The 26310-nt window shown below is 42.3% G+C and carries 27 protein-coding genes; 4 read left to right on the forward strand and 23 right to left on the reverse strand.

Translation table 11 applies throughout. The annotated features are described in order from the left end of the window. Nucleotides 1–179: 179 nt before the first annotated feature. From tnpA to AB6735_RS21155, 6 genes are all read right to left on the reverse strand, one after another. On the reverse strand, nt 180–644 hold the full coding sequence (gene tnpA / locus AB6735_RS21130) for an IS200/IS605 family transposase (RefSeq protein ID WP_370998048.1): 465 nt from the start codon (nt 642–644) through the stop codon (nt 180–182). 78 nt (nt 645–722) lie between these two features. Continuing rightward, entirely contained in the window at nt 723–2033 is a 1311-nt protein-coding gene (locus AB6735_RS21135) for a carbohydrate porin (protein WP_370998049.1), read from the reverse strand. Nucleotides 2034–2074: 41 nt separating this feature from the next. After that, on the reverse strand, nt 2075–2722 hold the full coding sequence (locus AB6735_RS21140) for an HD domain-containing protein (protein WP_370998050.1): 648 nt from the start codon (nt 2720–2722) through the stop codon (nt 2075–2077). A gap of 180 nt (nt 2723–2902) precedes the next feature. Then, complete coding sequence (locus AB6735_RS21145; RefSeq protein ID WP_370998051.1) at nt 2903–3142, reverse strand: helix-turn-helix domain-containing protein; 240 nt, start codon at nt 3140–3142, stop codon at nt 2903–2905. 201 nt (nt 3143–3343) lie between these two features. Beyond that, nucleotides 3344–3841 (reverse strand): hypothetical protein, encoded by a 498-nt coding sequence (locus tag AB6735_RS21150; protein ID WP_370998052.1) that lies wholly within the window; start codon nt 3839–3841, stop codon nt 3344–3346. Further along, complete coding sequence (locus AB6735_RS21155) at nt 3842–5014, reverse strand: class I SAM-dependent RNA methyltransferase (RefSeq protein WP_370998053.1); 1173 nt, start codon at nt 5012–5014, stop codon at nt 3842–3844. A 90-nt stretch (nt 5015–5104) separates the two neighbouring features. Here AB6735_RS21155 and AB6735_RS21160 point away from each other — a divergent pair, with 90 nt between their 5' ends. The 3 genes from AB6735_RS21160 (at nt 5105) to AB6735_RS21170 (ending at nt 8445) form a co-directional block, all read left to right on the forward strand. Continuing rightward, nucleotides 5105–5473: a DUF3127 domain-containing protein gene (locus AB6735_RS21160; RefSeq protein WP_166092703.1), complete on the forward strand. Its 369-nt coding sequence runs from the start codon at nt 5105–5107 to the stop codon at nt 5471–5473. A 316-nt stretch (nt 5474–5789) separates the two neighbouring features. After that, nucleotides 5790–7604, forward strand: coding sequence for a sensor histidine kinase (locus AB6735_RS21165; protein ID WP_370998054.1), 1815 nt, complete (start codon nt 5790–5792; stop codon nt 7602–7604). Nucleotides 7605–7752: 148 nt separating this feature from the next. Beyond that, on the forward strand, nt 7753–8445 hold the full coding sequence (locus tag AB6735_RS21170; RefSeq protein WP_370998055.1) for a response regulator transcription factor: 693 nt from the start codon (nt 7753–7755) through the stop codon (nt 8443–8445). Between the two features lie 191 nt (nt 8446–8636). Here AB6735_RS21170 and AB6735_RS21175 read toward each other — a convergent pair whose 3' ends face one another. The 15 genes from AB6735_RS21175 to pdxA form a co-directional block, all read right to left on the reverse strand. After that, complete coding sequence (locus tag AB6735_RS21175; protein WP_370998056.1) at nt 8637–9620, reverse strand: pyruvate dehydrogenase complex E1 component subunit beta; 984 nt, start codon at nt 9618–9620, stop codon at nt 8637–8639. A 219-nt stretch (nt 9621–9839) separates the two neighbouring features. Further along, nucleotides 9840–10385, reverse strand: coding sequence for a dihydrofolate reductase family protein (locus AB6735_RS21180; protein WP_370998057.1), 546 nt, complete (start codon nt 10383–10385; stop codon nt 9840–9842). A 24-nt stretch (nt 10386–10409) separates the two neighbouring features. Further along, nucleotides 10410–11801 (reverse strand): LutB/LldF family L-lactate oxidation iron-sulfur protein, encoded by a 1392-nt coding sequence (locus tag AB6735_RS21185; RefSeq protein WP_370998058.1) that lies wholly within the window; start codon nt 11799–11801, stop codon nt 10410–10412. Nucleotides 11802–11931: 130 nt separating this feature from the next. Further along, complete coding sequence (locus AB6735_RS21190; protein ID WP_370998059.1) at nt 11932–13503, reverse strand: M28 family peptidase; 1572 nt, start codon at nt 13501–13503, stop codon at nt 11932–11934. A gap of 71 nt (nt 13504–13574) precedes the next feature. After that, the gene (gene rpiB, locus AB6735_RS21195; protein WP_370998060.1) at nt 13575–14009 is read right to left on the reverse strand and encodes a ribose 5-phosphate isomerase B; all 435 of its coding nucleotides are present in this window, start codon (nt 14007–14009) and stop codon (nt 13575–13577) included. A gap of 295 nt (nt 14010–14304) precedes the next feature. Next, nucleotides 14305–15168, reverse strand: a complete 864-nt coding sequence (gene tatC, locus AB6735_RS21200) for a twin-arginine translocase subunit TatC (protein WP_370998061.1) — start codon at nt 15166–15168, stop codon at nt 14305–14307. Between the two features lie 74 nt (nt 15169–15242). After that, nucleotides 15243–16577, reverse strand: coding sequence for an acetyl-CoA carboxylase biotin carboxylase subunit (gene accC, locus AB6735_RS21205; protein ID WP_370998062.1), 1335 nt, complete (start codon nt 16575–16577; stop codon nt 15243–15245). A gap of 139 nt (nt 16578–16716) precedes the next feature. Continuing rightward, on the reverse strand, nt 16717–17190 hold the full coding sequence (gene accB, locus AB6735_RS21210; RefSeq protein WP_370998064.1) for an acetyl-CoA carboxylase biotin carboxyl carrier protein: 474 nt from the start codon (nt 17188–17190) through the stop codon (nt 16717–16719). A 173-nt stretch (nt 17191–17363) separates the two neighbouring features. Continuing rightward, on the reverse strand, nt 17364–18353 hold the full coding sequence (locus AB6735_RS21215) for a beta-ketoacyl-ACP synthase III (protein ID WP_370998065.1): 990 nt from the start codon (nt 18351–18353) through the stop codon (nt 17364–17366). Nucleotides 18354–18364: 11 nt separating this feature from the next. Then, complete coding sequence (gene plsX / locus AB6735_RS21220) at nt 18365–19303, reverse strand: phosphate acyltransferase PlsX (protein WP_370998066.1); 939 nt, start codon at nt 19301–19303, stop codon at nt 18365–18367. 16 nt (nt 19304–19319) lie between these two features. Next, nucleotides 19320–19511 carry a 50S ribosomal protein L32 gene (gene rpmF, locus AB6735_RS21225; protein ID WP_090472767.1) on the reverse strand — a complete coding sequence of 64 codons (192 nt, stop codon included), beginning with the start codon at nt 19509–19511 and terminating at the stop codon, nt 19320–19322. Between the two features lie 14 nt (nt 19512–19525). Further along, nucleotides 19526–20050 carry a DUF177 domain-containing protein gene (locus AB6735_RS21230; protein ID WP_370998067.1) on the reverse strand — a complete coding sequence of 175 codons (525 nt, stop codon included), beginning with the start codon at nt 20048–20050 and terminating at the stop codon, nt 19526–19528. A 283-nt stretch (nt 20051–20333) separates the two neighbouring features. Next, nucleotides 20334–21137, reverse strand: a complete 804-nt coding sequence (locus AB6735_RS21235) for a hypothetical protein (protein ID WP_370998068.1) — start codon at nt 21135–21137, stop codon at nt 20334–20336. Between the two features lie 90 nt (nt 21138–21227). Beyond that, entirely contained in the window at nt 21228–22412 is a 1185-nt protein-coding gene (locus AB6735_RS21240; protein WP_370998069.1) for a DUF5009 domain-containing protein, read from the reverse strand. Between the two features lie 81 nt (nt 22413–22493). Further along, complete coding sequence (gene pdxA / locus AB6735_RS21245) at nt 22494–23549, reverse strand: 4-hydroxythreonine-4-phosphate dehydrogenase PdxA (protein ID WP_370998070.1); 1056 nt, start codon at nt 23547–23549, stop codon at nt 22494–22496. 230 nt (nt 23550–23779) lie between these two features. Here pdxA and rsmA point away from each other — a divergent pair, with 230 nt between their 5' ends. After that, nucleotides 23780–24574: a 16S rRNA (adenine(1518)-N(6)/adenine(1519)-N(6))-dimethyltransferase RsmA gene (gene rsmA / locus AB6735_RS21250; RefSeq protein ID WP_370998071.1), complete on the forward strand. Its 795-nt coding sequence runs from the start codon at nt 23780–23782 to the stop codon at nt 24572–24574. A gap of 16 nt (nt 24575–24590) precedes the next feature. On the opposite strand, the gene AB6735_RS21255 is transcribed toward rsmA, so the two are convergent. Beyond that, complete coding sequence (locus AB6735_RS21255; protein ID WP_370998072.1) at nt 24591–25151, reverse strand: hypothetical protein; 561 nt, start codon at nt 25149–25151, stop codon at nt 24591–24593. Nucleotides 25152–25308: 157 nt separating this feature from the next. Next, nucleotides 25309–26025: a hypothetical protein gene (locus tag AB6735_RS21260; protein ID WP_370998073.1), complete on the reverse strand. Its 717-nt coding sequence runs from the start codon at nt 26023–26025 to the stop codon at nt 25309–25311. Between the last annotated feature and the right edge of the window lie 285 nt (nt 26026–26310).

The raw sequence follows: 26310 nt of genomic DNA on the forward strand, positions 1-26310 counted from the left end.
ATATGCCTCGTAGAGGCTACCTGTTTGTAGAAAAGCTATGAGGCATTGCTCCCGTTTTTGTATAAACAATAAATTAATAAGATGCTACGACGATGGTATGCCTCGTAGAGGCTACCTGTTTGTAGAAAACCACCTAGTGTATTTTGCTCCGTAGGAGCTACCTATAAGCAATCAGAGAATTAATCAACTAAATCCTGGAAAATATATTTGTCATCGTATTTAACCGAATAATCTTTTAGAATATCAAGATATTCTTCTTTAAACGATTTTTTAAGATGATGTTGTTTTTGGTTAATGATATATTTAATAACTGCATCAATTTGTGAATTACTGTTACTGAATGCACCATAGCCTTCTTGCCATTGAAATTTACGTTTTGTATAACCTGATTTATTGATGAACTCGGAACTATCCCCCTTTACCAGTCTCATTAGTTCAGATATGGATTGGTTTGGATTAAGGCCGATAAATAGATGTAAATGATCTGTAGCAGAATTTATAGAGAGTAATTTATGCCCGTTATTTTGAACGATGCCAGTAATATATCGGTGCAAATAACCTTCCCATTCAGATTGGATAACGGCACTTCTATATTTTACTGCGAAGACACAATGAATATAGAGTTGTGTATAAGTGTTAGGCATAATCAAATATAATATTTTGCCCGGGTATAAATTATAAGCAGGAAACTATGCGAATTGAAAAGCAAAATATTCTTCACCTTAAAACTCCACATGCGCCCTCAACGATAATACGTTTACCGGGCCGCGGTCTTTATTGTAAGCCGGATTCACAATAAACTGGTAATCGGGTGTAAGCCAAACCTTCTTTTGATAAGCGTTTACTTTATAATATAATTCCGCTATCAGCTCGTGGCCATAGTTGAGCTTTCCATCGCCAATAATAATGCCATAACCACCGGCTGCCAGATAATTGCGATGTGGCGCTGATAACCCGTTAGCTACAAAGGCCAAAGCCAGTTCGTCATCACCGCGTTTCCAGGAAGTGCCTTTAAGCACCCCACCAAAACTTAATGAACGGTCGATCTCGGTAAAATACCAGGTTTCGGTTTTACCATCGTTGTAACTTACTTTGGCAAACATGCCAAAATCTTTGCTCAGATACTGATCGGCACTTATTCCAAAACCATATTTATGTTTGCCATAAGTAAGGTTGGTATCCACTACCGGGTTCACAGGGTTTTGAGCCAGTGCCTGGTTGTAAACGCCCATTTTGCCATTATTCCTGAAGCCCAATACCCGCACGGTACCTTTGTTGCCATTGATGGTATAACGGCGTTCATACTCCAGTGTTTGGGTATTGGCATGCCCTATTTTGGCATCCCAGATAGCGCCATTAGCCGTAGTGGTCGACATGGTGAAGGCAAAACGCAAGGTCCAGTTAGGTTGCCCAAGCTCAAAATGACTACCCAGAACATAGCCGCGCGTATTGGCAGGGTAATCCCAGGCGCCATTATCCATCAGAGCCCAGTTCATGAATTGTGAACGAGGGTCATGACTAAATTCATTGCCATCATAAAAATCGGCCATGCCGAATTTACCAACGGTAAAGGAAAAGTAGCGTTTGCTTTTTAAACCTGCCAATTGGTTATTGTCATCAGTGAGAGTGTCTTTTTCTTTACCCCACTCAAAATTTTGGGTAAAATACAGGCGGGCGATATAAATTTTAGGTTCCGCAGCACCTACCCTAAAAGTTTCACCGTTAGGAAAGCCCGCGGCGCCCAGGGTTTTACTCAGACCAGATCCTCCGGATAGTTCCGGGTTAAAAACGGCCTGTGCACCCTTCCATAAGCGGGCCGCACCAAAAAGTGTGGTGGTGATGGAGCTTTGTGTTTCTGATTTGGTAAGCAAACTGTTGGCACCGGTATAATCGGCACCAAATGATGGCTTATATTGGGTAATTACAGTTTGCTGGAAATGGAGATTAAAACGCTGTTGTTTCAGGGTATCCTGTGCAAATACACATAAGGTAATACTCAGCAGGAGAACGGTTAGGGGTATCGTTTTTTTCATCAGCCTCAAATTTTGCGCAAAGAAACTAAACTTTATTTAGTTTACAATCCCACTTCCGTATAAAATTGTTTTAAATAAGCTTCCATAAAATCATGCCGTTGCTGGGCCAGCTTTTTGCCTGTAGTGGTATTCATTTTATCTTTCAGCAATAACAGTTTTTCATAAAAATGGTTGATAGTTGGAGCTGATGTGTTTTTATATTCCTCCTTACTCATGTTCAGATTGGGCGCAATTTCGGGATTGTACAATTCCCGGCCCTTAAATCCGCCATACGTAAATGCCCGGGCAATCCCAATAGCACCGATGGCATCAAGGCGGTCGGCATCCTGCACAATGGCCAGTTCTGGAGAGTGAAAAGTAGTTTTATCAAAGCTTGATTTGAACGACATATGCCGGATGATCTGTTGTACATGCTCAACCACGGCTGCATCTACCTGCATGCTTTGGAGGTAATTGCCGGCAGTGCGTGGGCCAATCTCTTCATCGCCATTATGGAATTTACTATCGGCAATGTCATGTAATAAGGCTGCCAGTTCAACCGTAAGCAGATCGGCTTTTTCGGTTTGAGCTATCAGTTTGGCATTTGTCCAAACGCGTTGTATATGCCACCAATCGTGGCCACCTTCGGCATTTTTAAGTGTTTCGCGTACAAACTGTACGGTTGCGTCAATTAATTCGCTATGTTCCATCGGCCAAAAATAGTAAAAACCTTAAAGCCGAAGGCAGAAAGCTTAAAGCGGGATGGATTTTTGAAGAACGCAAGTAAAGCTTTAGGCTTTCAGCTTAATTAAGCAAAAAGTTTAAAGCAGGATGGATTTTTAAAGAACCAAGTAAAACTTTAGGCTTTCTGCCTTTAGCTTTCAGCTTAATTAAGCGGCTGCTACTTTTTCGGTCTCGATGAGTTCATGAACATCTGAGCCTAATATGGCGGCTATTTGAAAAAGGCGTTCAACCGTTATTTTAGTATAGCCTAATTCAATTTTACTATAAGCATTTTGCGATATACTCAATTTTGCCGCAAGATATTCCTGCGTGTAATTCAGGCCCTCCCGGGTATTCCTGATATTGGCTGCAATCGCCTTTATTTTAAAATTCAGCATCTCTTTCATTCACGTAATAAATTGGTTATCTATACCTAACGAAATTAATGGGTGCTTAGATTTTTATTTTTTACTTTTTTTTAGCCAGCAGGTGTATATTATCATGAGACTTAAACAAAAGACGAACGTATAGCTGATATCATGAAAAGAAAAAAGCCCATGCTCATTGAATTGACCATGGGCTTTTTTCTGTTAAAAATGGTAAAGCTATTACTCCGGTATATCGTAGCTTACAATAACTGTTGGTAACAGGGTGGCATACTCCAATGGCACCTGGTTGTAAGATATAATGGGTTTGCGCTGGCTGTAAAATTTGTAAGCTTCCTTGATGGTTGCATTACTGGCCATAGCCGGCGGATTAAAGCTGATGGAGAACGGGATAATAAAATCATGCAGTTTCTCATGATCCGGAATTATCCATTTGTGATTTGATTTTTTAAGCACTGCAATAATAGGCAGGGTTAGCACGTAATCATCAGCATAATAAACAATTATTTTTTTGATGGTGCCCTTTTCGTCGGCTGTAAACTTAAATACTGCTGTACCCGAAGCTTTCTTGCTAATGATTTCGGGTGTTACTTTCAGGCTATCCCTGAAAAAACGGGTCATTACAGCGCCGCCACCCTGAAACGGAAATGCCAGTTCGGTTTGTGCTTTGCAATAAGCGGATAATAAAATAGCAGCGGATAATAAGATGATCTTCTTCATTTATACTTCTTTTGGTTCTCTTTTGCTGCCTTCATACAACTCATATTCCAGCAAACGACAGTCCAGCTTACCATTGTAAAATTCAATTCTTCTTGATGGGCGCAGACCGATCTTTTTAGCCAGATCGGGGTTTCCCGTGAAAATATACCCCCGGTATCCCAGGCATTTCTTTTTCATAAAATCGCCCATGCGTGCGTAGGTGGCTTCCAGTTTGGAGTGTACACCCAGGCGTTCGCCGTATTCCGGGTTAAACATCACGATGCCTGCATCCTCAGGAACTTCGGTGTCTGCAAAGTCACAAACGCTGAAATCTATCAAATGGTCTACGCCGGCAGTTTTCGCGTTTTTTTGCGCGATGTCAACCGCGTCGGCAGATAGGTCCGTTGCAATGATCTTAAAGCCGGTTTCCTTTTTCGCTTTATCCTTTAATTTGCGGCGCTCAGTAAAAAATACTGTTTCATCATAACCTAAAATGTGCATAAAGCCATAATTCATCCTGAACAAACCCGGGCATTTATCGGTTGCCAGCAAAGCGGCTTCGATGGCTAATGTACCCGATCCGCACATAGGGTTAATGAATGTGCTTTGCCTGTCCCAGTTGGTAGCCATAACGGTTGATGCTGCCAAAGCCTCCAGCATTGGCGCTTTGCCCGGTATTTTGCGGTAACTGTGCTTGGCGAGTGTTTCGCCTGATGTATCGATAAAAATATCCGCGTCGCTATCCTGCCAGTACAGGTGTATCAATGTTTTGTTGGCTTCGGCACCCGAGTTGGGGCGTATGCCTTTTATGGATTTTATCCTGTCGGCAATAGCATCTTTTACCTTAACGTTAGCAAACAGCGGGGTAAGGATGTGCTCATTATTTACGTTTGACGATACCGAGAAATAGCCGGCAAAATCGATCAGTTTTTCCCATTCAATGGTCACCAGCTCATTATAAAGCTGTGTAGGATCGTCAGCCTTAAAGCTTTTGAGTAAATAGAGTACCTGGCTGGCGCAGCGCAGGTTAAGGTTAAGCGCAATGGTATCAGTTACGGTACCCTGAAGCTCAATCCCGGTCTGGAAAACACGGGTTGGTTTAAAACCCAGTGCCTCAACTTCCTGCTGCAGGTAAGGCGAAAGCCTTTTATTGCATGTAATTACGATTTTACTCTCGGTGTGGAAAACTTGCATATTTATTTTGCGAATTTATAAATTAAAAACACCCTATTTTAATTTCTTATCTATTAACTTTACATTTTAAATTTTTTTGAGAAGATTATTATGGAAGTTAAAGGTAAGGTATATGAAGTGTCGCCAACAGTGCAGGTTACTGAGTCACTTAAAAAACGCGAACTAATACTTGAATATATTGAGAACCCTCAATATCCTGAATATTTAAAGTTTGAAGCTATACAGGATCGTTGCGCGCTGCTTGACGCAGTTAAAGTAGGCGATGATGTAGAAGTGTTTTTTAACCTGAAAGGCCGTCCCTGGACTGACAAAACAGGTAAAAAAAGCTATTTTAATTCATTGCAGTTATGGCGTGTTAACGCGCTGGCAGCAGGCGCCGGTAGCGCTACAACACCAGAATACGCGGCACCATCACCGGATATCGCTTCATCGGCTGACGATGATGACCTGCCGTTCTAATTTCGCTGTGCGATAAGAAAGATATTGTCAATTTAAAAAGATCCCTTTTAGTTTTAGAAGGGATCTTTTTGTATGCAGCAGCTTTTGAAGCTATGGTGCATTGCCTGTACCTGAGTTTAGGGAGGTGCAATTTGAATTGACCCCGCTTAGTGTCCCCTTCCCATGTCATTTTTGTATATTGTATAATTCAGGCCATTTATGGCCCCCAAAAAGGCAAAATGTTATATTTCAAAAGGTTATTGCCGCCGGTAATTGTTAAAATTTGTTAAAAGGGCGTATTGTACGGTTATTTTAAAATAATTTTGCTTGTTAACAAATGAAGAAAAGAAGCATCGGTTTAATAATTGGATTAATGGGGTTTGCACTGCTTGGTGTAATGGCCATGCAATTATACTTTTTACGGCAATCGTACCAGATGCAATCTGAATTGTTTGACCGCTCTGTAAACGAGGCTCTTAACAATGTGGTGTCAAAAGTAAGCAAGCAGGATGCGGTAAACTTTTTAAATAACAAGGCACAAAGGCAGCGGAAAGTAACCAACGCTGATGACGCCAATGCCGGAATAAAGATTGTAAAAAGCGACGCCAATAAACTGTATCTGCCCAAAAGAAAAAGGCAAACCCTACGCGAAAAGAAAATAGCCCTTTTGCGTGATAGTTTGGAACGGATGATCATGCATAAAAAAATGGATGATGAGCTGGCCAATTTGCTGCAACAGGAAGGTACGGTGGATTTCCAGGTAAAGGTAGAAGAGTACACCGATGAGTTGGGCGTTGTACACGGCCGGTTTACGCCACAAATAGTACATACCCGTATCAGCGGTACTCTACGCACAAAAAAACTGCATAAATATGATACCCTGAGGTATATGTATATCGACCCTCAGTTCGGTAAGCAGCTCATTTCTGTGCCGCAAATAAATCCTTTATGGCAGCGTGAACAAATTCGCAAACAAAAAGAACGGCAGGTAGCGCAGATCAAGAAAATGCTGGAGACAGATTCATTGCAAAATTTAAGCACGGGTAAAACTACCGTAATTGAAAACCTTGCCGAAGAATACCGCAAAACGGGCGAGCCATTAAATAAACGCATAAACCCGTTTTGGATCGATTCTTTATTACGTTTTGAACTACATAATAAAGGCATTTCTTTGCCTTTTAGCTATGAAGTAACAACCGCCAGCAGCGATTCACTCATATTTTCAAGTGCTACTGATAACGATGGTAATAAACCCGTATTTATAGCCGCCAATACCTATCAAACCCCCATATTTGGTAAAGATGTGATCAATGATCCGGGTAAGATCAGGTTATCATTCCCACAAAAAAACTCACTCATATTACGTAATATGACCGCCACCATGGGTACCACCGGTGGATTATTGATCGTATTGATATTTTGTTTTGGTTATACCATCTTCTCAATCCTCAGGCAAAAAAAGGTATCGGAGATGAAAATCGACTTCATCAATAATATGACCCACGAGTTTAAAACTCCGGTATCAACTATCATGATAGCCAGCGAAGCTTTAAAGGATGCTGAGATATCGGAAGATAAAAGCCGGGTATCACGTTTAGCCAATATTATTTTTGAAGAAAATGCCCGTTTAGGCAGCCATATTGAACGGGTACTCAATATTGCCCGTATTGAAAAAAATGATTTTAAGCTGGATAAAAAGCCGCTGGATGTGAATGATATGGTAACGGTGGTAATAGATAGCATGGCGCTCAAACTACATAAATGCAACGCCAAAACCACGCTCGATCTTACTGATGAAAATACTACGATTATAGCCGACGAGCTGCACTTTTCAAACGTGCTGTACAACCTGGTTGATAATGCTATAAAATACAGTGCCGATACACCAGATATCACCATAACAACATTAGTGAAAAGCGGGCAGGTGCTTATCCGCGTAGCCGATAAGGGAATAGGTATGAGCCGTGATCAGCAAACCAAAATATTTGAACAGTTTTATCGTATCCCTACCGGGAACCTTCATGATGTGAAGGGCTTTGGCCTGGGCTTAAGTTATGTGAATACGATTGTAAAAAGATTGAACGGGACAATAAGTGTAAGATCTGAAAAAGACAAAGGCTCGGAATTTGAGCTTAAGTTTGCGCAGGTATAAAAGATGTACCAAAGTTCGGAAATGCGATGAGCCGGCAAAGTAAAAAATAAAATATAGCGTTTGGATTCCCTGTGATTATCAGGCTTTCAAATAAAGGATAATCTTCCGGACATTCTGACTTATCAGACTTCCGGACTAAAAAAAGCAAATGAAAAAAATATTACTGGTTGAAGATGATGCCAATCTGGGCGCGCTACTACAGGATTATCTGCAGTTGAAAGGTAAATTTGATGTTGTTTTATGTAAAGACGGCGAAGAAGGTTTGCGCGCCTTTACCAAACAGGTATATGACTTGTTGATATTGGATGTCATGATGCCCAAAAAGGATGGCTTTACGCTGGGTAAGGAAATCAGGAAGATAAATCCGCATGTACCTATCATTTTTGCTACAGCAAAAAGCATGATCGAAGATAAGATGCAGGCTTTTAACCTGGGGGGCGACGATTACATTACCAAACCTTTCCGCATAGAGGAACTCTTGCTGCGCATTAATGCCATGCTTAAGAGAACCGAGAATACCGAGAAAAAGGAGGAAGAAAAGCAAACCTCGTTTAAAATTGGCAAGTACATATTTGATTTTACCCTGCAGACAATCTCCATTGGTGATAACCAGCAAAAACTATCAACCAAAGAAGCCGAATTGCTTCGCTTGTTGTGTATGCGTAAAAATGAGGTACTTACCCGCGAAGAAGCATTACTGAATATCTGGCATGATGATAATTACTTTAACGGTCGTAGCATGGATGTGTTTTTAAGCAAGATACGCAAATACTTAAAAGACGATCCTAATGTCGAGATCATTAATGTGCATGGCCGGGGTTATAAGCTGCTGATCAATTAATTAGCAAAGCCTGTTTAAATCTGCTTTAAACTATTTATGTATCTGTTAAAAAACATTGCCATTGATTTTAGTCACCGGCAAGAATAACCTTCATTTTTAACATCCCTAAGATATATTCTGTTGAAATTATAGGTTGCAAATAAAAAAGCCTGCTACAATGAGCAGGCTTTATATAATATGGAATAACGTTATTATTTAGTAACGTACATTACTTCTTTAACCGCTTTAATCACACGCTCCGGATTTGGCAGGTATTCCTGGATCAGGGTTGGTGCATAAGGCAGCGGAACATCGCCGCCCATGATGCGTAGTATAGGGGCATCAAGATAATCAAACGCGTCTTTTTGAACTTTAAAGGCAACCTCGGTTGCGATTGAGCCTAAAGGCCAGCTTTCTTCAATGATCACTAAACGGTTTGTTTTTTTAACCGATTCAATCACAGTAGCATAATCGATAGGGCGTACGGTACGCAGGTCGATCACTTCGGCATGAATGCCTTCTTTTTCCAGTTCGGCAGCAGCGGCTATAACCACTTTCATGATCTTACCAAAGCCCACTAAAGTAACATCAGAGCCTTCTTTAACCACTTTGGCTTTACCTAATGGTATATAATAAGTTTCTTCAGGAACTTCCCCTTTATCGCCATACATTAATTCAGACTCCATGAAAATAACCGGATCCGGATCAAGAATAGCTGATTTCAATAAACCCTTAGCATCGTATGGGTTTGATGGTACTACCACTTTTAAACCAGGGCAGTTGGCATACCAGTTTTCGAAACACTGACTGTGTTGTGAGCTTAGCATACCCGCATTACCGGTTGGGCCGCGGAAAACGATCGGAACCGAGAACTGGCCACCGCTCATTGACATGATTTTGGCTGCACCGTTGATGATCTGATCAATAGCCACTAACGAAAAGTTAAAAGTCATGAACTCGATGATCGGGCGCAATCCATTCATAGCAGAGCCAATGCCTATACCGGCAAAGCCTAATTCAGAGATGGGCGTATCAATAACGCGTTTGGCACCAAATTCATCCAGCATACCCTGGCTTACTTTATAGGCGCCATTATATTCGGCAACCTCTTCACCCATCAGGTATATTTTATCGTCGTTGCGCATTTCTTCGACCATGGCCTCTCTTAGCGCTTCTCTGAACTGTATTTCTCTCATTATATTTATATAAAATGATGTTTTTTGCGACCGCAAATATAAACACTAATGTGTAAAATGCAATCCCCAAGCAGGTGCAGATGAGGTTTTACCGCATATATTTTACAAAAATGAGTACATTGCTGGTATAAACCTTATGTCAATGAGATTTCCATCATTAAAAAGCCTTGCCGAAGGTAATATTGATACTATTATGCGTGCTTCTTTGGAATTTGGTCTTTACAAATTATCCAGCACACTCAAATCAAATTTGGGTTTGAGAGTATATTTCAATTGTACCAAACCGCTGCTGAATTGCTCGCTGTCGATCAATGTAAGTTCTGTGCGTTCCTTTATATTGATAAAAAGCGGTTTGCCGGCACCTAAAATCACGGGGTGCACGGATATCAACATTTCATTGATCATGTTATGGTTTATAAAAGCCGATACCAATTCGGCTCCGCCGAACAACCAAATATTTGCTCCAGGTTGATGCCTGATCTCTTCTATACGCGCTTTAAAATCGACTTCAGTGATAATTTCAGCATTGCCCTCAACGTGTGTTAAGGAATTGGAAAAAACATACATTTTAATGGCCGCAAATACCTCCGGACTGTCGCGCATGAGCATCTCATAGCTTTTTCGTCCCAAAAATATGGCATCGGTACTACCTAAAAACTCGGTCATGCCATAATCCTGATCGGCAAAGCACCAGTCGTACTCACCATTGGGGCCTTCAATATATCCGTCGAGGCTTAAAGCTAGGTTCAAAATTATTTTTCGCATAGTGGTTTTGGATATAGTACAGATTTATTCCTCTTCCTGGACGCGGTTTTTTTCCTGCCACTGTTTACTGAAGGATTTCTCGGCAACATTGGGCATATCCCGCAGGTGGCCCCAAGTCTTTTTAAAGAAGGCTTTGAGGAGGTAGTTCTTCATTTTACCGCCAAAAAAATCCATAAGCTTGCGCTTGAGCATACCTTTTGTCCAGATGCTCCAGCCCCAGCGCTCTTTAGAAGTAACGAGGTGTTCTTTTACCGCATCGCGACGGTTAAGGAGCAGCATTTTGTGAATGTCTATCTTAACAGGGCAAACCTCGGTACATCTACCGCATAAACTGGAGGCATAGCTTAAGTGTTTAAACTCTCCCATGCCCCTGGTATGTGGTGTAATAATGGAGCCAATAGGACCACTATAGGTAGTGTTATAGGTGTGGCCGCCAATATTTTTATAAATAGGACAAACGTTTAAACAGGCACCGCAGCGAATGCAGTATAGCCCTTGGCGCTGCTCTTTCTGAGCCAGCAGATTGGTGCGACCGTTATCCAGCAATATCACATACATTTCGTCGGGGCCATCGGTTTCATTGGGTTGGCGCGGGCCACTTAAAATGGTGTTATAAACCGTAAGGTTTTGGCCGGTACCATGGGTGGACAGCATAGGCCAAAATAGGTCGAGATCAGTAATGGATGGTATCAACTTTTCGATACCCACAATGGCTATGTGTATTTTAGGGAATGTAGTACATAGACGGGCATTGCCCTCGTTTTCGCTAATAGCGATACTGCCAGTATCAGCCAGTAGAAAATTGGCGCCGGTAATGCCGATATCCGCTTGCAGATATTTGTCGCGCAGTAATTCGCGTGCTTTAAGGGTAAGTTGCTCCGGGGTGGCATCAATAGGGGTGCCAAAACGCTCATGAAATAGTTTGGCAATATCCTCTTTACTGAGGTGCATAGCCGGGGTAACTATATGGTATGGCTTTTGCCCCAGAAGCTGCACAATATATTCGCCAAGGTCGGTTTCCAATGACTCAATCTGATTACTTTCCAGGAACTCATTTAAATGAATCTCCTCTGTAACCATTGATTTTGATTTTACAACGGTTTTAGCGTTGGCTTTCCGAATAATACTCAATATCTCGCGATTGGCTTCTTCGGCATCATTGGCCCAGATCACTTTGCCACCGCGTTTTTGGAAATTGGCTTCAAACTCTGGTAAAAATTTATCCAGGTTTTCCATCACCTTCCACTTGATCACATGTCCTTTGCGTTTGGCGTTGTCAAGGTTAGTAATGCGGGAAAGGCCGCGTTCAACGGCGGTGCTGTATTTATCAATATTATTATTGATAATACGGCGGTGATCAACGTCAAACGCCTTCTCTTCAGAGGCTACCAAAAACTCTTCCGCAGTGCTTCCCATATATGCGAAAATAAGATTTTTTTTATAGAGACGCATATTTACGCCTCCTGAATATTTACCGGAAACAAAAAAGAGACGCAAATACGCGTCTCTATATTTTAAATTTTTATAACCGATTGTCCAAAATGTTTTACCTGGTCTCTTCAGATATCTTACCATCTACAAAAGGTCGTTTATCGCGGTTGGCCAGTTCCCAGCCTGTGTAAAATACCAGTTGTGCACGTTTGGCCAGCAGCGGGAAGTTGATCCTGCTTACTTCATCACCAGGCTGATGATAATCTGCATGCACGCCGTTAAAGTAAAATATAATAGGCACGCCATGCTTGGCAAAGTTATAATGATCGCTGCGGTAGTAAAACCGATTTGGATCATTCGGGTCATCATACTTATAATCTAAATGCAGCTTGGTGTAAGTATTATTGGCATTTTCTCCAACTTCATGCAGTTCTTTACTCAGCATAGATGAGCCTATGGCATAAACATAATTAGCTGAATCGGGCTTGCCGATATACTCTTCACCCACACGGCCAATCATATCAATGTTAAGGTCGGTTATGGTGTTAGCCAGCGGAAAAACCGGGTGCTCGGAGTAGTATTCAGAACCCAATAAACCTTTTTCTTCGCCTACGTTACCTAAAAACAAAATGCTGCGGCGTGGGCCGTGCCCATCTTTTTTAGCTTGGGAAAACGCACGGGCAATTTCCAATATCCCGGTAGTACCAGAGCCATCATCATCGGCTCCATTATTTACTTTATCCTTGGCATTGGGATCGGGGTTTAAGCCAATGTGATCATAGTGCGCCGAGAACACCAGTACCTCATCTTTAAGATCTGTACCCGGCAGGTAGCCCAATACATCAACCGCTTTTACATCTTTCTTTTCAGTATGATAATTTAGTACGATATCGGTATTCGCAGTCACCGCTGGAGTAGTCTTAGCGGCCGACTGTGCCTTTAATTGTTCATAGGTTATACCTGTTGTTTTTAGCAGCTCATCTGCAAGGCTGGTAGTAATATTGAATACCGGCGCATTTGGGTTTGACGGTACTGCGTCATCCTTCTTGATGGTTAAACGCGGGCTCGCTATGCTGTTACCAAAGCGGCTTAGTGCTTTGGCAATGCCAGGGTTAGCTGCAAGTATGGCTAAAGGTTTTTTGCTTTGCAGTTTTTTAACAATTTTGGTACGGGCGGCCGTCATGCGGTAGCTTGTATTGGGGATGGATCCGGCTTCGGGTTTGTCCTCGTTTATCCAAAGCAATATTTTCCCGGTCAAGTCGGCAGCGCTTATTTCTTCTTCAGTTCCATAGCCTACAAATACGATTGTATTGGCAGTTAGGTTATTATCAGGGTAGGTTCCGGTAAGATAGAAATCTTTACCATAGTTAAATGTTTTGCCGTTAACGGTAAAATCGGTTACCTGCAACAGGTTTTGTGTAAGCGGAACATCCAAAAAGAACGATCCATTCACAGGAGCCTGCAAGCCCAACCTTTTAAATTCAGCTGCGATATAATTTGCTGCTTTCTCGGCGCCGGGCTTGCCGGTTTCGCGGCCTTCAAACGCGTCTGATGCTATGATGCTCAGGTGCTTTTTGGCGTCGTCGGCAGTTATCAACTTAGCGTACTTTATAATGGTTGGATTTTGCTGGGCACAGGCATTTAAAGCAAATGCAGACGAGATGGCCAACAGATATATTTTTTTCATTTATTGTTTGTTAATGGTTGATAGTAAAAGGCATTCTTTTGCTTTCGGCCTTTAGCTTTTGACTTTAAGCTTTAACAGGCAATTTTACCTACGCGGGTAGCATGGCGTCCACCTTCAAATTCGGTACTTAGAAAAGCAGCTACAATTTTTTCGGCATCATCAATACTGATAAAGCGGGCAGGAATACATACGATATTGGCATTATTATGTTTACGGGCGAGTTCGGCCAGTTCAACTGTCCAGCAAATGGCTGCGCGGATACCCTGATGTTTATTGGCGGTGATGGCTACACCGTTGGCGCTGCCGCAAACCAGTATGCCCAGGTCAAATTCACCGCTTTCAACGGCCGAGGCAACGGGGTGGGCAAAGTCGGGGTAATCTGCCGAGGCATTGGAGTAAGTGCCGAAATCTTTCAGCTCGGTTGCTGATACAACATTCAGCAAAGCTTGTTTATAATCAAAGCCGGCGTGGTCGGCGCCAATGGCAATCTTTAGCCCTTCTTTCATCAGTTAAATAAGTATTAAGTTAAGATACAAATGTGCAAAAATTTTAAATGTAAGGATGTGCGAATTTCATATGTGTGATTAGATGTGCAGATGGATGTGCTTTTCCCGCGCGTCATTGCGAGGTACGAAGCAATCTCTACGTAGGAAGGTTAATCCTTTATATCGGCTCTGTACAGCATAGAGATTGCTTCGTACCTCGCAATGACGCGTGAGGGCTAAACAACAAAAGCGGCCTATGGCCGCTTTTGTTGTTATTTATCATTTGCACATCTGCAATCTATCATCTGCATATTAATTAGGACATTACCTCTTCGTGTCGCTTCAGTTTTCTTTTCTCAACCAAACCGGCTACTACGATACTTACCTCATAAAGTACAAACAGCGGGATACTTACTACCGTCATGGTTAACATATCGGGTGTTGGTGTTACCACCGCCGCGATGATCAGGATGATCACAATAGCGTATCTGCGTGTTTCGCGCATAAATTTAGGCGTTAAAATACCCAGGTTTGATAATATGTAAACCAGAATAGGCAATTGAAAAACCACACCGGTTGCCAGTGTTAAAGTGGCAACTGATGATATGTAGGAATCAATAGAGAATAAATTCTGGATCTTTGAACTTACCGTATAGCCCGATAAGAAATTAATGGACATTGGGGTAATAACATAATACCCAAATAATATGCCCATGAAAAAAAGCATACAGGCATAAAAAACAAATCCGGTAGCGGCTTTGCGCTCTTTTTCATGCAGGGCTGGTTTTACAAAGCGCCAGATCTCCCAGATGAGGTAAGGGATACCCAAAGTGATCCCTATAAGGAGCGCTGAATTGATTTGCAGGGTAAACTGTCCTGCCATTTCGGTATTGATCAACTGGATGTTGATCTTATCGATGCAAAAACCTGAACGGTGTAATGCCGCGCCAATCTCGCAGAGCATACGATACGTCCAAAAGGTAGGCCTGCTTGGGCCCATGATCACGGTATCGAAGATCCAGTCGTAAAAATAAAACACTACAGCGGTAAATATCACAATAGCTACTGATGCCCTTACCAAATGCCACCTTAACGCTTCCAAATGATCAAAGAAGGACATTTCTGCCTCCATCGTTTTGCCTTTGTCTTTGATGGCTTTAATTAGTTTGTTATCGCTCATGGTTTATAAATACCGCTGTATCAACGCTATTGTGCTAAGTACGTTTAATTATATGAAGATAGTTTGAATTTATTTTAAAATTCAAAGGTTTCCATAAACTTGGTAGTGAAATTACCGGCCCGGAAGTTAGGATCCTGCAATAATTTAAGATGGAAAGGTATAGTTGTTTTTACACCTTCTATCACAAATTCGCTCAATGCCCGCTCCATGGTACTTAATGCTTCATCACGGGTTTGTGCTACACAAATCACTTTGGCTATCATCGAATCATAGTTTGGAGGGATCACGTAACCGGTATACACATGCGTATCTATACGTACGCCATGACCACCTGGTGAGTGGAAATTAGTTATTTTACCAGGTGACGGACGGAAGCCGTTAAACGGATCTTCAGCGTTGATACGGCACTCGATAGCATGCATGGTTGGCTCGTAATTTTTACCGGAAATAGGGATGCCTGCGGCAACCTTTATTTGTTCTTTAATCAGGTCAAAATTGATCACCTCTTCGGTAACCGGGTGTTCTACCTGGATCCGGGTGTTCATTTCCATGAAGTAGAAGTTACGGTCTTTATCAACCAGAAACTCTACGGTACCTGCACCTTCATATTTAACGGCCTTGGCGCCTTTTATAGCGGCATCACCCATTTTTTTACGAAGCTTTTCGGTCATGAACGGTGATGGTGATTCTTCCACCAGTTTCTGGTGACGACGCTGGATAGAACAATCGCGCTCTGAAAGGTGGCATACTTTACCATATTGGTCGCCCACCACCTGTATCTCGATGTGGCGCGGGTCTTGTACATATTTCTCCAGGTAAAGGCCATCGTTACCAAAGGCAGCACCAGACTCGGCACGGGCCGAATCCCAGGCATTCTCAAACTCATCGTCTTTCCAAACAATACGCATACCACGGCCACCACCACCGGCAGTAGCTTTTAATATAACCGGGTAACCAATTTTATTAGATATGGCAATGCCTTGTTTTACATCGGTAAGCAAACCTTCAGATCCGGGAACAATAGGTACACCGGCTTTTTTCATGGTTTCCTTGGCTGATGCCTTATCACCCATTTTATTGATCTGCTCGGCTGTTGCACCTATGAATTTGATACCATAATCGGCACAGATGGCAGAAAATTTAGCATTTTCAGACAAAAAGCCGTAGCCCGGATGTATGGCATCGGCATTAGTAAGCTCGGCGGCCGAAATGATATTAGGAATACTTAAGTAAGAATCGCGGCTTGGCGGGGGACCTATACAAACAGCTTCATCGGCAAAGCGTACATGAAGGCTATCGCGGTCGGCAGTTGAATATACAGCTACGGTTTTTATACCCATCTCTTTACAGGTACGGATAATACGTAAGGCGATCTCACCCCGGTTAGCTATTAATATTTTTTTAAACATCTTTTTTTAAATGTGCAGATTACAAATGTGCAAATATGCAGATGATAAATTACAGGTGTGCAGATGTGCAAATTTCAAATGTGCAGATGAATTAAAACCAATCATCTGCACATTTGAAATCCGCATATCTGCACATCTACTAAATAGGTTCTACTAAAAATAAAGGCTGGTCGTATTCAACCGGTGAGGCATTGTCAACCAATACTTTCACAATACGGCCTGAAATTTCAGACTCGATCTCGTTGAAAAGTTTCATGGCTTCGATAATACAAACAACAGTGCCTGTTTTTATCTCATCGCCAACGTTTACAAATAATGGTTTATCTGGACTGGCCGAACGGTAAAAAGTACCGATCATTGGCGATTTGATAGTAAGATACTTTGAGGTATCGGCCGCTGCCGGAGCAACTGGCGCCGCAGGTTCTGCCGGCGCAGCGGGAGCAACCGGTAATGCAACCGGGGCGGTTTGCGCCGGAATACTTGCATGAATAACCTGTGGTTGTACCTCGTTGGTTTTTATGGTAATCTTAAAATCTTTTTGCTCAATTGATACTTCATTTACGCCTGATTTTGAAACAAAACGAATAAGGTCCTGAATTTGTTTAATATCCATACTTTGGGATTGAGTGGTTTTGGATAAAGTTTATTATCTAAGTTATATGATAATGTGCAAACTGGCAATATGCAAATATGCAGACTGCAAATGTGCAAATGTTTTTTATGATTTGGCTATAAATTAAGTAACATATTAAAATGAACAGATGTTTTATTTTTCTGTATGTACACTTAATAAGCCCATTTTAAATAAACGGAGCCCCAGGTAAAGCCACCGCCAAATGCGGCTAAAATAAGATTATCACCTTTTTTGAACTTGCTCTCCCACTCCCATAAACATAATGGTATTGTTCCGTTAGTTGTGTTACCATAACGTTCAATATTAATGATCACCTTATCGGCGCTTAAACCCGTGCGACTGGCTGTAGCATCAATGATGCGTTTATTAGCCTGATGGGGTACCAACCAGGCCACATCATCAGCACCAAGGCTGTTGCGTTCCATTACCTCATGAGCTACATCGGCCATGTTGGTTACCGCGAATTTAAATACCGCCGGGCCTTCCTGGTAAGCAAAATGCTCACGGGCCTCTACGGTTTCATGAGTTGCTGGTTTTACAGAACCGCCGGCTTTTTGGTGCAGGTACTGTGCACCTGACCCATCGCTTTTCAGGATGGAATCCATAACACCATAACCTTCGGTATTAGGCTCAAGCAATACAGCACCGCAGCCATCACCAAAAATAATGCAGGTGGCACGATCTTCGTAATTAACTATCGACGACATTTTATCGCCGCCTATTACCAGTACCTTTTTATGTTTACCGTTTTCAATGAACTGAGCGCCTGTGGTAAGGCCAAATATAAAGCCGGAACAGGCGGCCTGCAGATCAAAACCCCAGGCATTAACCGCGCCAATTTTGTTGGCCAGGATGTTTGCTGTTGCCGGGAAGGGCATATCGGGCGTAGTTGTGCAAAAAATAATAAGGTCAATTTCTTCGGCGCTTATACCTCGTTTTTTCAACAAGCCATTAACCGCCGGAACTGCCATATCAGATGTACCCAAGCCTTCGCCTTTAAGTATACGGCGCTCCTTAATGCCGGTACGGCTTACAATCCACTCATCATTGGTATCAACCAGTGTTTCAAGCTCCTGGTTGGTTAAAATATAGTCGGGAACGTAACCATGTACAGCAGTAATAGCAGCATGAATCTTACTCATCTTTTATTTTTTTACTGAAAAGCTTGTTTAATTTTGTCCACCAATTTGCTCTCAACCATGTTTTTTGATAAAAGGATCATGTTTTTGATTGCTTCGGGACTTGAAATGCCATGGCCTACAATTACAGGGGCATTTACACCCAGGATAGGGCTGCCACCGTATTGCTCATAATTAAACCGGTCAAAAAACTCATCTTTAAGCTGTTTCTTTCGTGTTATCACATAAAACGATTCGGCCAGCTTTAATATTACATTACCGGTAAAGCCATCACATACATAAACATCGGCAGTTTCACTGAACAGGTCGCGTCCTTCAACGTTACCTACAAAGTTAAACAGGGATGTTTCTTTCATTAAAGGATAGGTGGCCTGACTTAGAATATTACCTTTTTCTTCTTCTTCGCCAATGTTCATCAACGCCACCCGGGGGTTGGTAATGTCATACACAGACTGGGCGAGTAAGCTGCCCAAAACACCAAACTGTACCAGAACATCCGGTTTGCAATCGGCGTTGGCGCCTACATCTAACAAAATACCCAAACCTCCTTTAAGTTTGGGTACAATAGTAGTCATAGCCGGACGAATAACGCCGGGAATGGTTTTTACGCTGAACATGGCGCCAACAAGCATGGCGCCGGTATTACCAGCCGAAGAAAAGGCCTGTATTTTGTCCTCCTTAAGCAATTGAAATCCAACCGAAACACTTGAATCCGGCTTTTGAACAATAGCTTTTGTAGGGTGTTCGCCCATGCCAATCACTTCGGTTGTGTGTACAAACTCAAAGTGATCGGGGCTCACATTATTTTCCTGAAGAATAGTGGCAGCAATTTCTTTATCCCCAATAAGCACCAGTTTTTGGTCGGCAGATAAAGCCTTATAAGCTTCGATTGCCCCTAAAACGGCTGCTTTGGGAGCAAAATCACCGCCCATAATATCTAAGCCAATCTTCATTTTCAGAAAATTAAACTTATGCTACTGCTGCTTTCTCTATCAGTAATTTACCGTTGTAGTAAACGTTACCATCAACAGTATAAGCTCTGTGTGGTAAGTGGATAGCACCGGTAGTTTGGCAGGTAGTTAAAGTTGGAGCCTCAGCTTTGTAGTGTGTTCTACGCTTATCTCTTCTTGATTTGGATATTTTACGTTTTGGATGTGGCATGATCCTGTTATTTATTATTTATTTATTTTCCTGAGTACATCCCACCGCGGGTCTGTCTGCTCATTTTGTCCTTCATTTCCCGAAAGGTTATTTAACTTTTCGAGCATCTCTTTATCACAATAAGAAGTGTTACCCTCATCGCCGCATACCGATATAAATGGCATGGCAACGTTTATATATTCATATATTAACCCCGCTATATTGATCTCATGATCATTTTTATTCAGGGTGATGATCTCATCATCTTCGTCAATCACTTCATCGCTAAATTTGGCGATCTGCTGTTCGGTTATATCCAACGGTTGCGGATATTGGGCCAGACACCTGTCGCAGGTGGCATTAACGGTTCCGCTGATATGGAAATCCAGTATCAGCATGGTCTCCTGTTTATCCAATTCCACCCGGCACTGCAGATTTGCTTTTTTTACCAGCGAGTAATCAAACTCGTCAAAAAAAGCATCATCAACAGTGTATTCAAACTGGTGTTTTCCCAGTTTAAGCCCCGTAAAAGGAATCGAATATGTTCTAAGCGATTTCAATGAGCAACAATTAGCCCGCAAATGTATGGAAAAATACCATAACTGGAAACTGTTTTTTTAATTTGGTTGTAGGCCTGATAAAACACCAATGATTAAAGGTAAAGATAATATTGTAATCTACAAGGCTAATTATCAAAAACAGGGCATAATATAAACCAAATACCATTTCGGTATTTGAAATTTAAAGAGCATATTTAGCTTAAAGTGTAAATACTAATACGATAATGGCCGCTTTATTTTGAGGTTTTATGAGGCCGGTATTTATGGGCTAACCAGGTATGTCTTATTTGATCAGGCTTTTATCATTAAGCGGGATGCGTATATAAAGCAGCTTACAAACTGCCTTAAGGATTTTATCAGGCAAAGTATTTTTACCGGTAAGAAACGGGTTTACTTCTTCTTCACTCCCAATAATAGGTGTTAGATAAGGAGGGGTTATTCCGAGAATTTCCATTTTAAGCTTAATGACATCCAAAAGAGCAAGACCTGGCAATTCAATATAACAAGCTTCATAATGCCTGATGAGTGGTAACAATAAAACCAGTTCATCAAATTCACGTGTACCTGGCCGTGCATCAAAAATACTGATTGCCCGGTTTAAAGCATTTTCATAGTCAGTTTTAGTTTTGAGATCCTGTTCACTGGCTACATGCCCCTCAATTTCAGAAGGGAATATTTCCAGCGCATTATCTGAATGAATATGGGTAAGCTCAACATGATTACCTTCTGATGCTTTTTTAGAGCGACGTGGAGAAGTGGAGCTTGTAAATGTTATGGATGTTGTAACGAGGTTAGGATGTTGGATCCTTATCTTTTCAATCTCCGCTTGTTGATATGCAATTTGAGCTTCCTTGGTCCCTAACCAGACAATATAACCGGTTTTAAGCCATGTATTAAAAATGAGTTTGACCGAGTAATCCCCACGACCTAATTCAGAGAATGAGATAAGTATTCCTTCCACAGGGTGGGTTTTATTTTTTTTACTCTTCCTGTAAGGAAACTCTTTAATCCAGGTTAAAAAAGAGGTTTTTGCTTCAGGATGTTGCTCAATATAATCGGCTATTTTGTTTTTGGCAATGAGGTGCATATAGCTAAGGTAAGAAGCTTAAAGCGCAAAGCCAAAGGCTGAAAGCAAATGGAAGCTTTAAGCTTTTAGCCTTCTGCTTTAAGCTTCAAACTATATCTTCAGCCGGATATTGATCTTATCCAGTAAGCCCGTGAGCCAAACCATTACAAAGGCAAATAGGATACATTTGATCAGTCCGCCGGTTCCCTGGCTTAGGTATTCTGGATAGCCCAGGTTGCTCATTTCATACATGGGGTAAAACAGGAATGGCACGATATAACAGGTAAACGTGTTGGTGCCGGCCGGCTCAATGATCTTGAACCAGTTGTACTTATGTTTAAAGTCAACCACGTAAATAAAAATGGCGTACATCACCAAACTGATACCCGTACAAATAAGTACCCATGAAGGGGTATCGCGCGCTTTGGAAATGCCACCGCTAAAGTAGCGTACTATGAAGCCCATGTTAAACATGATAATGGCGATCATGATCAGGGCGGCCCATAATAATTTAAGTTCGTTGTTGGCCTTAAGCCGCATGTACAGCACCGATACAAATACCCCGGCCATAGTAAAGGCCTGCATGGCTCCATTGCCGGCCATCCACACATATTTTTGCAAAGGGGCAAGGAAATCCAAAAAGCCAAAGTGAAAATCGATGTTAAAAAACATAAAGAAGATCCATGCCGCCGCCTGGATCCATAGATACCCGCCAGAATAATAATATATCAGCGCGCAAAGCAGATACGCCCAACCTATCAATCCCAGGATGCCCCACCAGGTAAAGTGAAGCCAGGTATGACCCGGATCGCTGGTTTTATAGAGGATGGACATGGCCAGGAGCAGCGCTATTCCAAAACCTTGCAGTATATACCGCTTAAGGTTGGAAGTCTCTTTACCGTAATCTAAAAATATAAAAAAGAAGCTAAATGTAACCAGGCTTTCCCAAACAGGCTTTGGCAGCAGTGTGGTCACCTCATTATAGGTTTCCATGTTGGCATGATAGAAACCTATGAACACCAGCGCAAAGGAGCGACTGACTATACGCGACAACAGTTTATAATTGCCGCTTTTTAACCTGTTTTGAAACGCGAATGGTATAGATAAACCTACGATAAATAAAAACGCGGGAAAAATGGTATCGGCCATCCCTAAGGCATCAACATTTTCTCCGGCATGTTTGAGCCAGTTAGGTGTATTTGGAATGCCGTCGAGGTCGTTCACAAATATCATCAGGAACATTGTTACCGCGCGGAAAGCATCAATGGATCGGACTCGACTAAAAAAATCATTCATTAAAGTGGTAAATGCGATAACTAAGCAAATGTTTTAATCTAACGTTAATTAAATTGAAACATTACTATTACAGAGCGGATTTTAGTCCCTGTCGCGGCTCAGTTTGGTAAATGCCAACGGATTTTCATTCAGCTCCAGGGTTTCACGGCGGTGTTTTACAATATGTATAGCCGTGAAGAGCGCCTCCCGAAATGATATTTCCGAAGCCTGATTTTTACCGGCTATGTCATAAGCGGTACCATGATCGGGCGAGGTGCGTACAAAGTTTAAACCAGCCGTGAAATTAACTCCCGATTCAAATGCTATTTGTTTAAAAGGAATAAGTCCCTGGTCGTGATACATGGCCAGTACGGCATCAAACTGCAAATAGGTTCCGTTGGCAAAAAAACCATCGGCCGAGTATGGGCCAAAGGCCAGTATATCATTGTTGCGTGCCTCTTCAATAGCCGGGATGATCACTTCTTTTTCTTCATTGCCAATCAATCCGTTATCGCTGGCGTGCGGGTTAAGGCCCAGTACCGCGATCTTTGGTTTGCGGATCCAGAAATCATTTTGCAGGCTGTGATTCATCAGCTTAAGTTTGGCCAGTATTTTTTCGCCGGTAATGCTTTCCGATACTTTACTGATAGGAATATGCCCGGTAACTACACCAACCCGCAGGGTATCACTTACTAAGAACATCAGCGATTCGGCCGCGCCATCCCGTTGTTGTAAATATTCGGTATGACCCGGGAAATTAAACTGGTCGCTTTGTATATTATCCTTGTTGATAGGAGCGGTGATCAGGGCGTCTATATAGCCTTCTTTCAAATCAAAAGTAGCGCGTTCTAAGGAGATGAAAGCGTACTTGCCGCCTGCCTCGGTAACCTGGCCCATCTCTATCTTTACGTCCTCTTCCCAGCAATTGATCATGTTGGGCTTTTTGGGCTGCGATTGTGAGGGATCATTAATAACATGAAAATTAAGTTCATTAACCTGGGTTGCGCGGCGATGAAACGAAGCTACCTTGGTATGCCCGTAAACAATGGGTGTACAATAATCGTAAATGCGGGCATCTGCCAGTGTCTTAATAATTATTTCTAATCCAATGCCATTTACATCACCTATGCTTATCCCTACTTTAATTTTTTCGCTCATGTTATTATGTATGATTACACTGATCATTTAATGATTTCACCGATTTTGGATTGATCTCACTGATGTTGATCTGTGATTATTTTATTTATAATTTGCGGTCCGGGCCTTCCTTTTTACCCTTAACCTTTTGCCTTTTACCTCGTTTTTTTACTGCAAATAAAAGATTTTAAGCTTATAGTTCCCGAATAAAGCACAAATATGCCTTAATTTGCTCAAATATTTGATTAATAATGACGTTGGTAAGGGCAAAAAAACATTTAGGGCAACATTTTCTTACGGATAAAAATATCGCTGCTAAAATTGTGGACAGCCTGAAACCTGATGGCCGTTATCAACACGTATTGGAGGTTGGTCCGGGTATGGGTATCCTGTCCGACTTTTTATTACAGAAAACAGAGTACGAAGTATCCCTGATCGATATTGATGAGGAATCATACCAGTACCTGCAAAAAAAATACCCCCAGCTGGGCAGCCGCCTCATCAATGCCGACTTTCTGGAGATGGATTTTGGCGGCATATTTAATGGTCCGCTGGCTATTATTGGCAATTTTCCCTATAATATATCCTCCCAGATACTGTTTAAAGTGCTCGACAATCGACAGCAGGTGGTTGAAGTGGTTGGCATGTTCCAGAAGGAAGTGGCCGAACGCTGCACCGCCAAAGCCGGCAGTAAGGAATACGGCATCCTGAGCGTGTTTTTACAGGCCTACTACAAAGTAGAGTACCTGTTTACCGTAAAGGCCGGTGTATTTAACCCGCCGCCCAAAGTGCTTTCGGCGGTGATCAGGCTGACGCGCAATAGCGCCGAGGTCCTGGACTGCGACGAGAAGCTGTTTTGGCAGATTGTGAAGGCCGGTTTTAACCAGCGCCGAAAAACCCTGCGCAATGCCATATCATCACTCATTAACAAAGAACAGATGGTTGGTAATACCACCCTCGACCTGCGGGCCGAACGACTCACAGTTGCCGATTTTGTAAAACTTACCAACGAGGTGGCGGCAGGCAGGAGTGCGAGCTCCCTCTAAGGAAGTCTCAGGGGGCTTAACTTACCGGGATCACTATGGGTGTGTCCTGCATTTTTTTAACCATTTCGCCCATGCGTTTGATGAACAGGTAATTGGCGGTGCCGCCAATCACGGCGCCTACAACGGGTACCATCCTTTCGGCGGTGCGGGTTCCTAATACCATGAGGAATTTTTCGGCAATACCCTCCATCATGGTTTTGGATATGGCTACGCCTGCTTCCACTCTTAGCGAGGTAGCTACCAGGCCCATAAAATCATTAAATTCAATTTGGTAACTGCCCTTGTTATAGTACATAATGGCCATAGTTACCCTGAATTGCTGGGTAATGAGGTTGGCAAAGTCAATGGGCATGCCTGCTATCAGCGTGATCATACCGCCACTACCCGATATAGCGCCCGAACCGGCTGCCATGAGTGCGCATTGATTTATAAACTTATCCAGTCCCATCGTGTCGACCCCCTTTTTTATCTTGAGCTGATCTATGTGGGTAAATATCTGTTTAAAGCCGCTATCAGCCAGTTTTTCGGCCTGGTGCTTGATGTCTGCCCCCAGCTTTTTTATTTTGATGAGTTTCATCTTTTGCAATTATTGATTTAGTGAATTATTGAATTAGTGATTTCATCTCTTTGTGTGAAAAACTACATGGATGCTTTATCGTCTATAAATCAATAATCCCGTTAATTATAAAGCTATTCCCGTGCCAATTTATAAAGGCCAGCAAAATGGCAGTCGGTTATTTGGATGATACCACCGCGCCTTTGTCATCCAGGGTTTCTATAACCGGCTGATTTTGGGCGTTGATATAAATTTTCAAGCGCGGTTTGCCTTTATCGTCACGCAAAAACAAACCTACTTCGCCTTTGGTGTTTTTACCTACAAAAAGCCGCTCGGCAGTTATTACACCCGGTTGCTGTAGTTTTTTAATGCCGGCATTGTAGGCGGCGGTATCATTGAGTTTTTTTAATGAATCGGCGTAGGCTACAACCTTTACTGTTGGAAAGTTGTCGTACTTATCCCACAATTTTAAGCCATAACTACGTTGCAGGCTACCCGCGTCTTTATCCTGGCTGTATTGGATCTGCATGATCTGGTCGTTCTGATACTGATCGATAGAATAGGTCATACTCGCGCTCTTTTTATCGCCATCATAAACCAGCCCCCCGCATTCATCGCCATCATCATTAAAAAATATCATACCGGCAGGGCGGTCGCGTTTCGGCAGTTCTTTACCACCGATGGTTCCCGGGTGCTGGCGCTCGCGGTTGCTGATGGCCATGCGGATCTTGCCGCTGCTATCAACGATGTCCATGCGTTCGGCGGTGATGTGCTTAAAATGTTCGTTATCGCTATTGTTCTGTCTGAACACCATGATCATTAATGCCAATACCAATAAGGTTAAAACGCCTGCGTATATTTTTAATGCTTTAACCTGTTTTTGTAAGTTTTCCATAATTGGGCCTTGTTGCTGAACAAATATATTTAAATGGGGGCGAAACGACTCACCCGATCTGCGCTTCGCTGGATCACCCTCTCTCCGGCTTTGCCGCAAAGAGGGGATTTTCTCTTCACACGCCAATGACGCTATTTATTAATATTTTCAACCCTCTTTCCGCCGCAGGCGAAGAGAGGGTCGGCGAGCGAAGCGACGCCCGGGTGAGTCCTTGCCGGCGTTCAAATACGTTATGCCATATTCGTAAAATTATATTCAAATTGTAAAAATCAGGAATACAATAAA

This window comes from Mucilaginibacter sp. RCC_168 (genome assembly GCF_041355315.1).
GTDB lineage: Bacteria > Bacteroidota > Bacteroidia > Sphingobacteriales > Sphingobacteriaceae > Mucilaginibacter.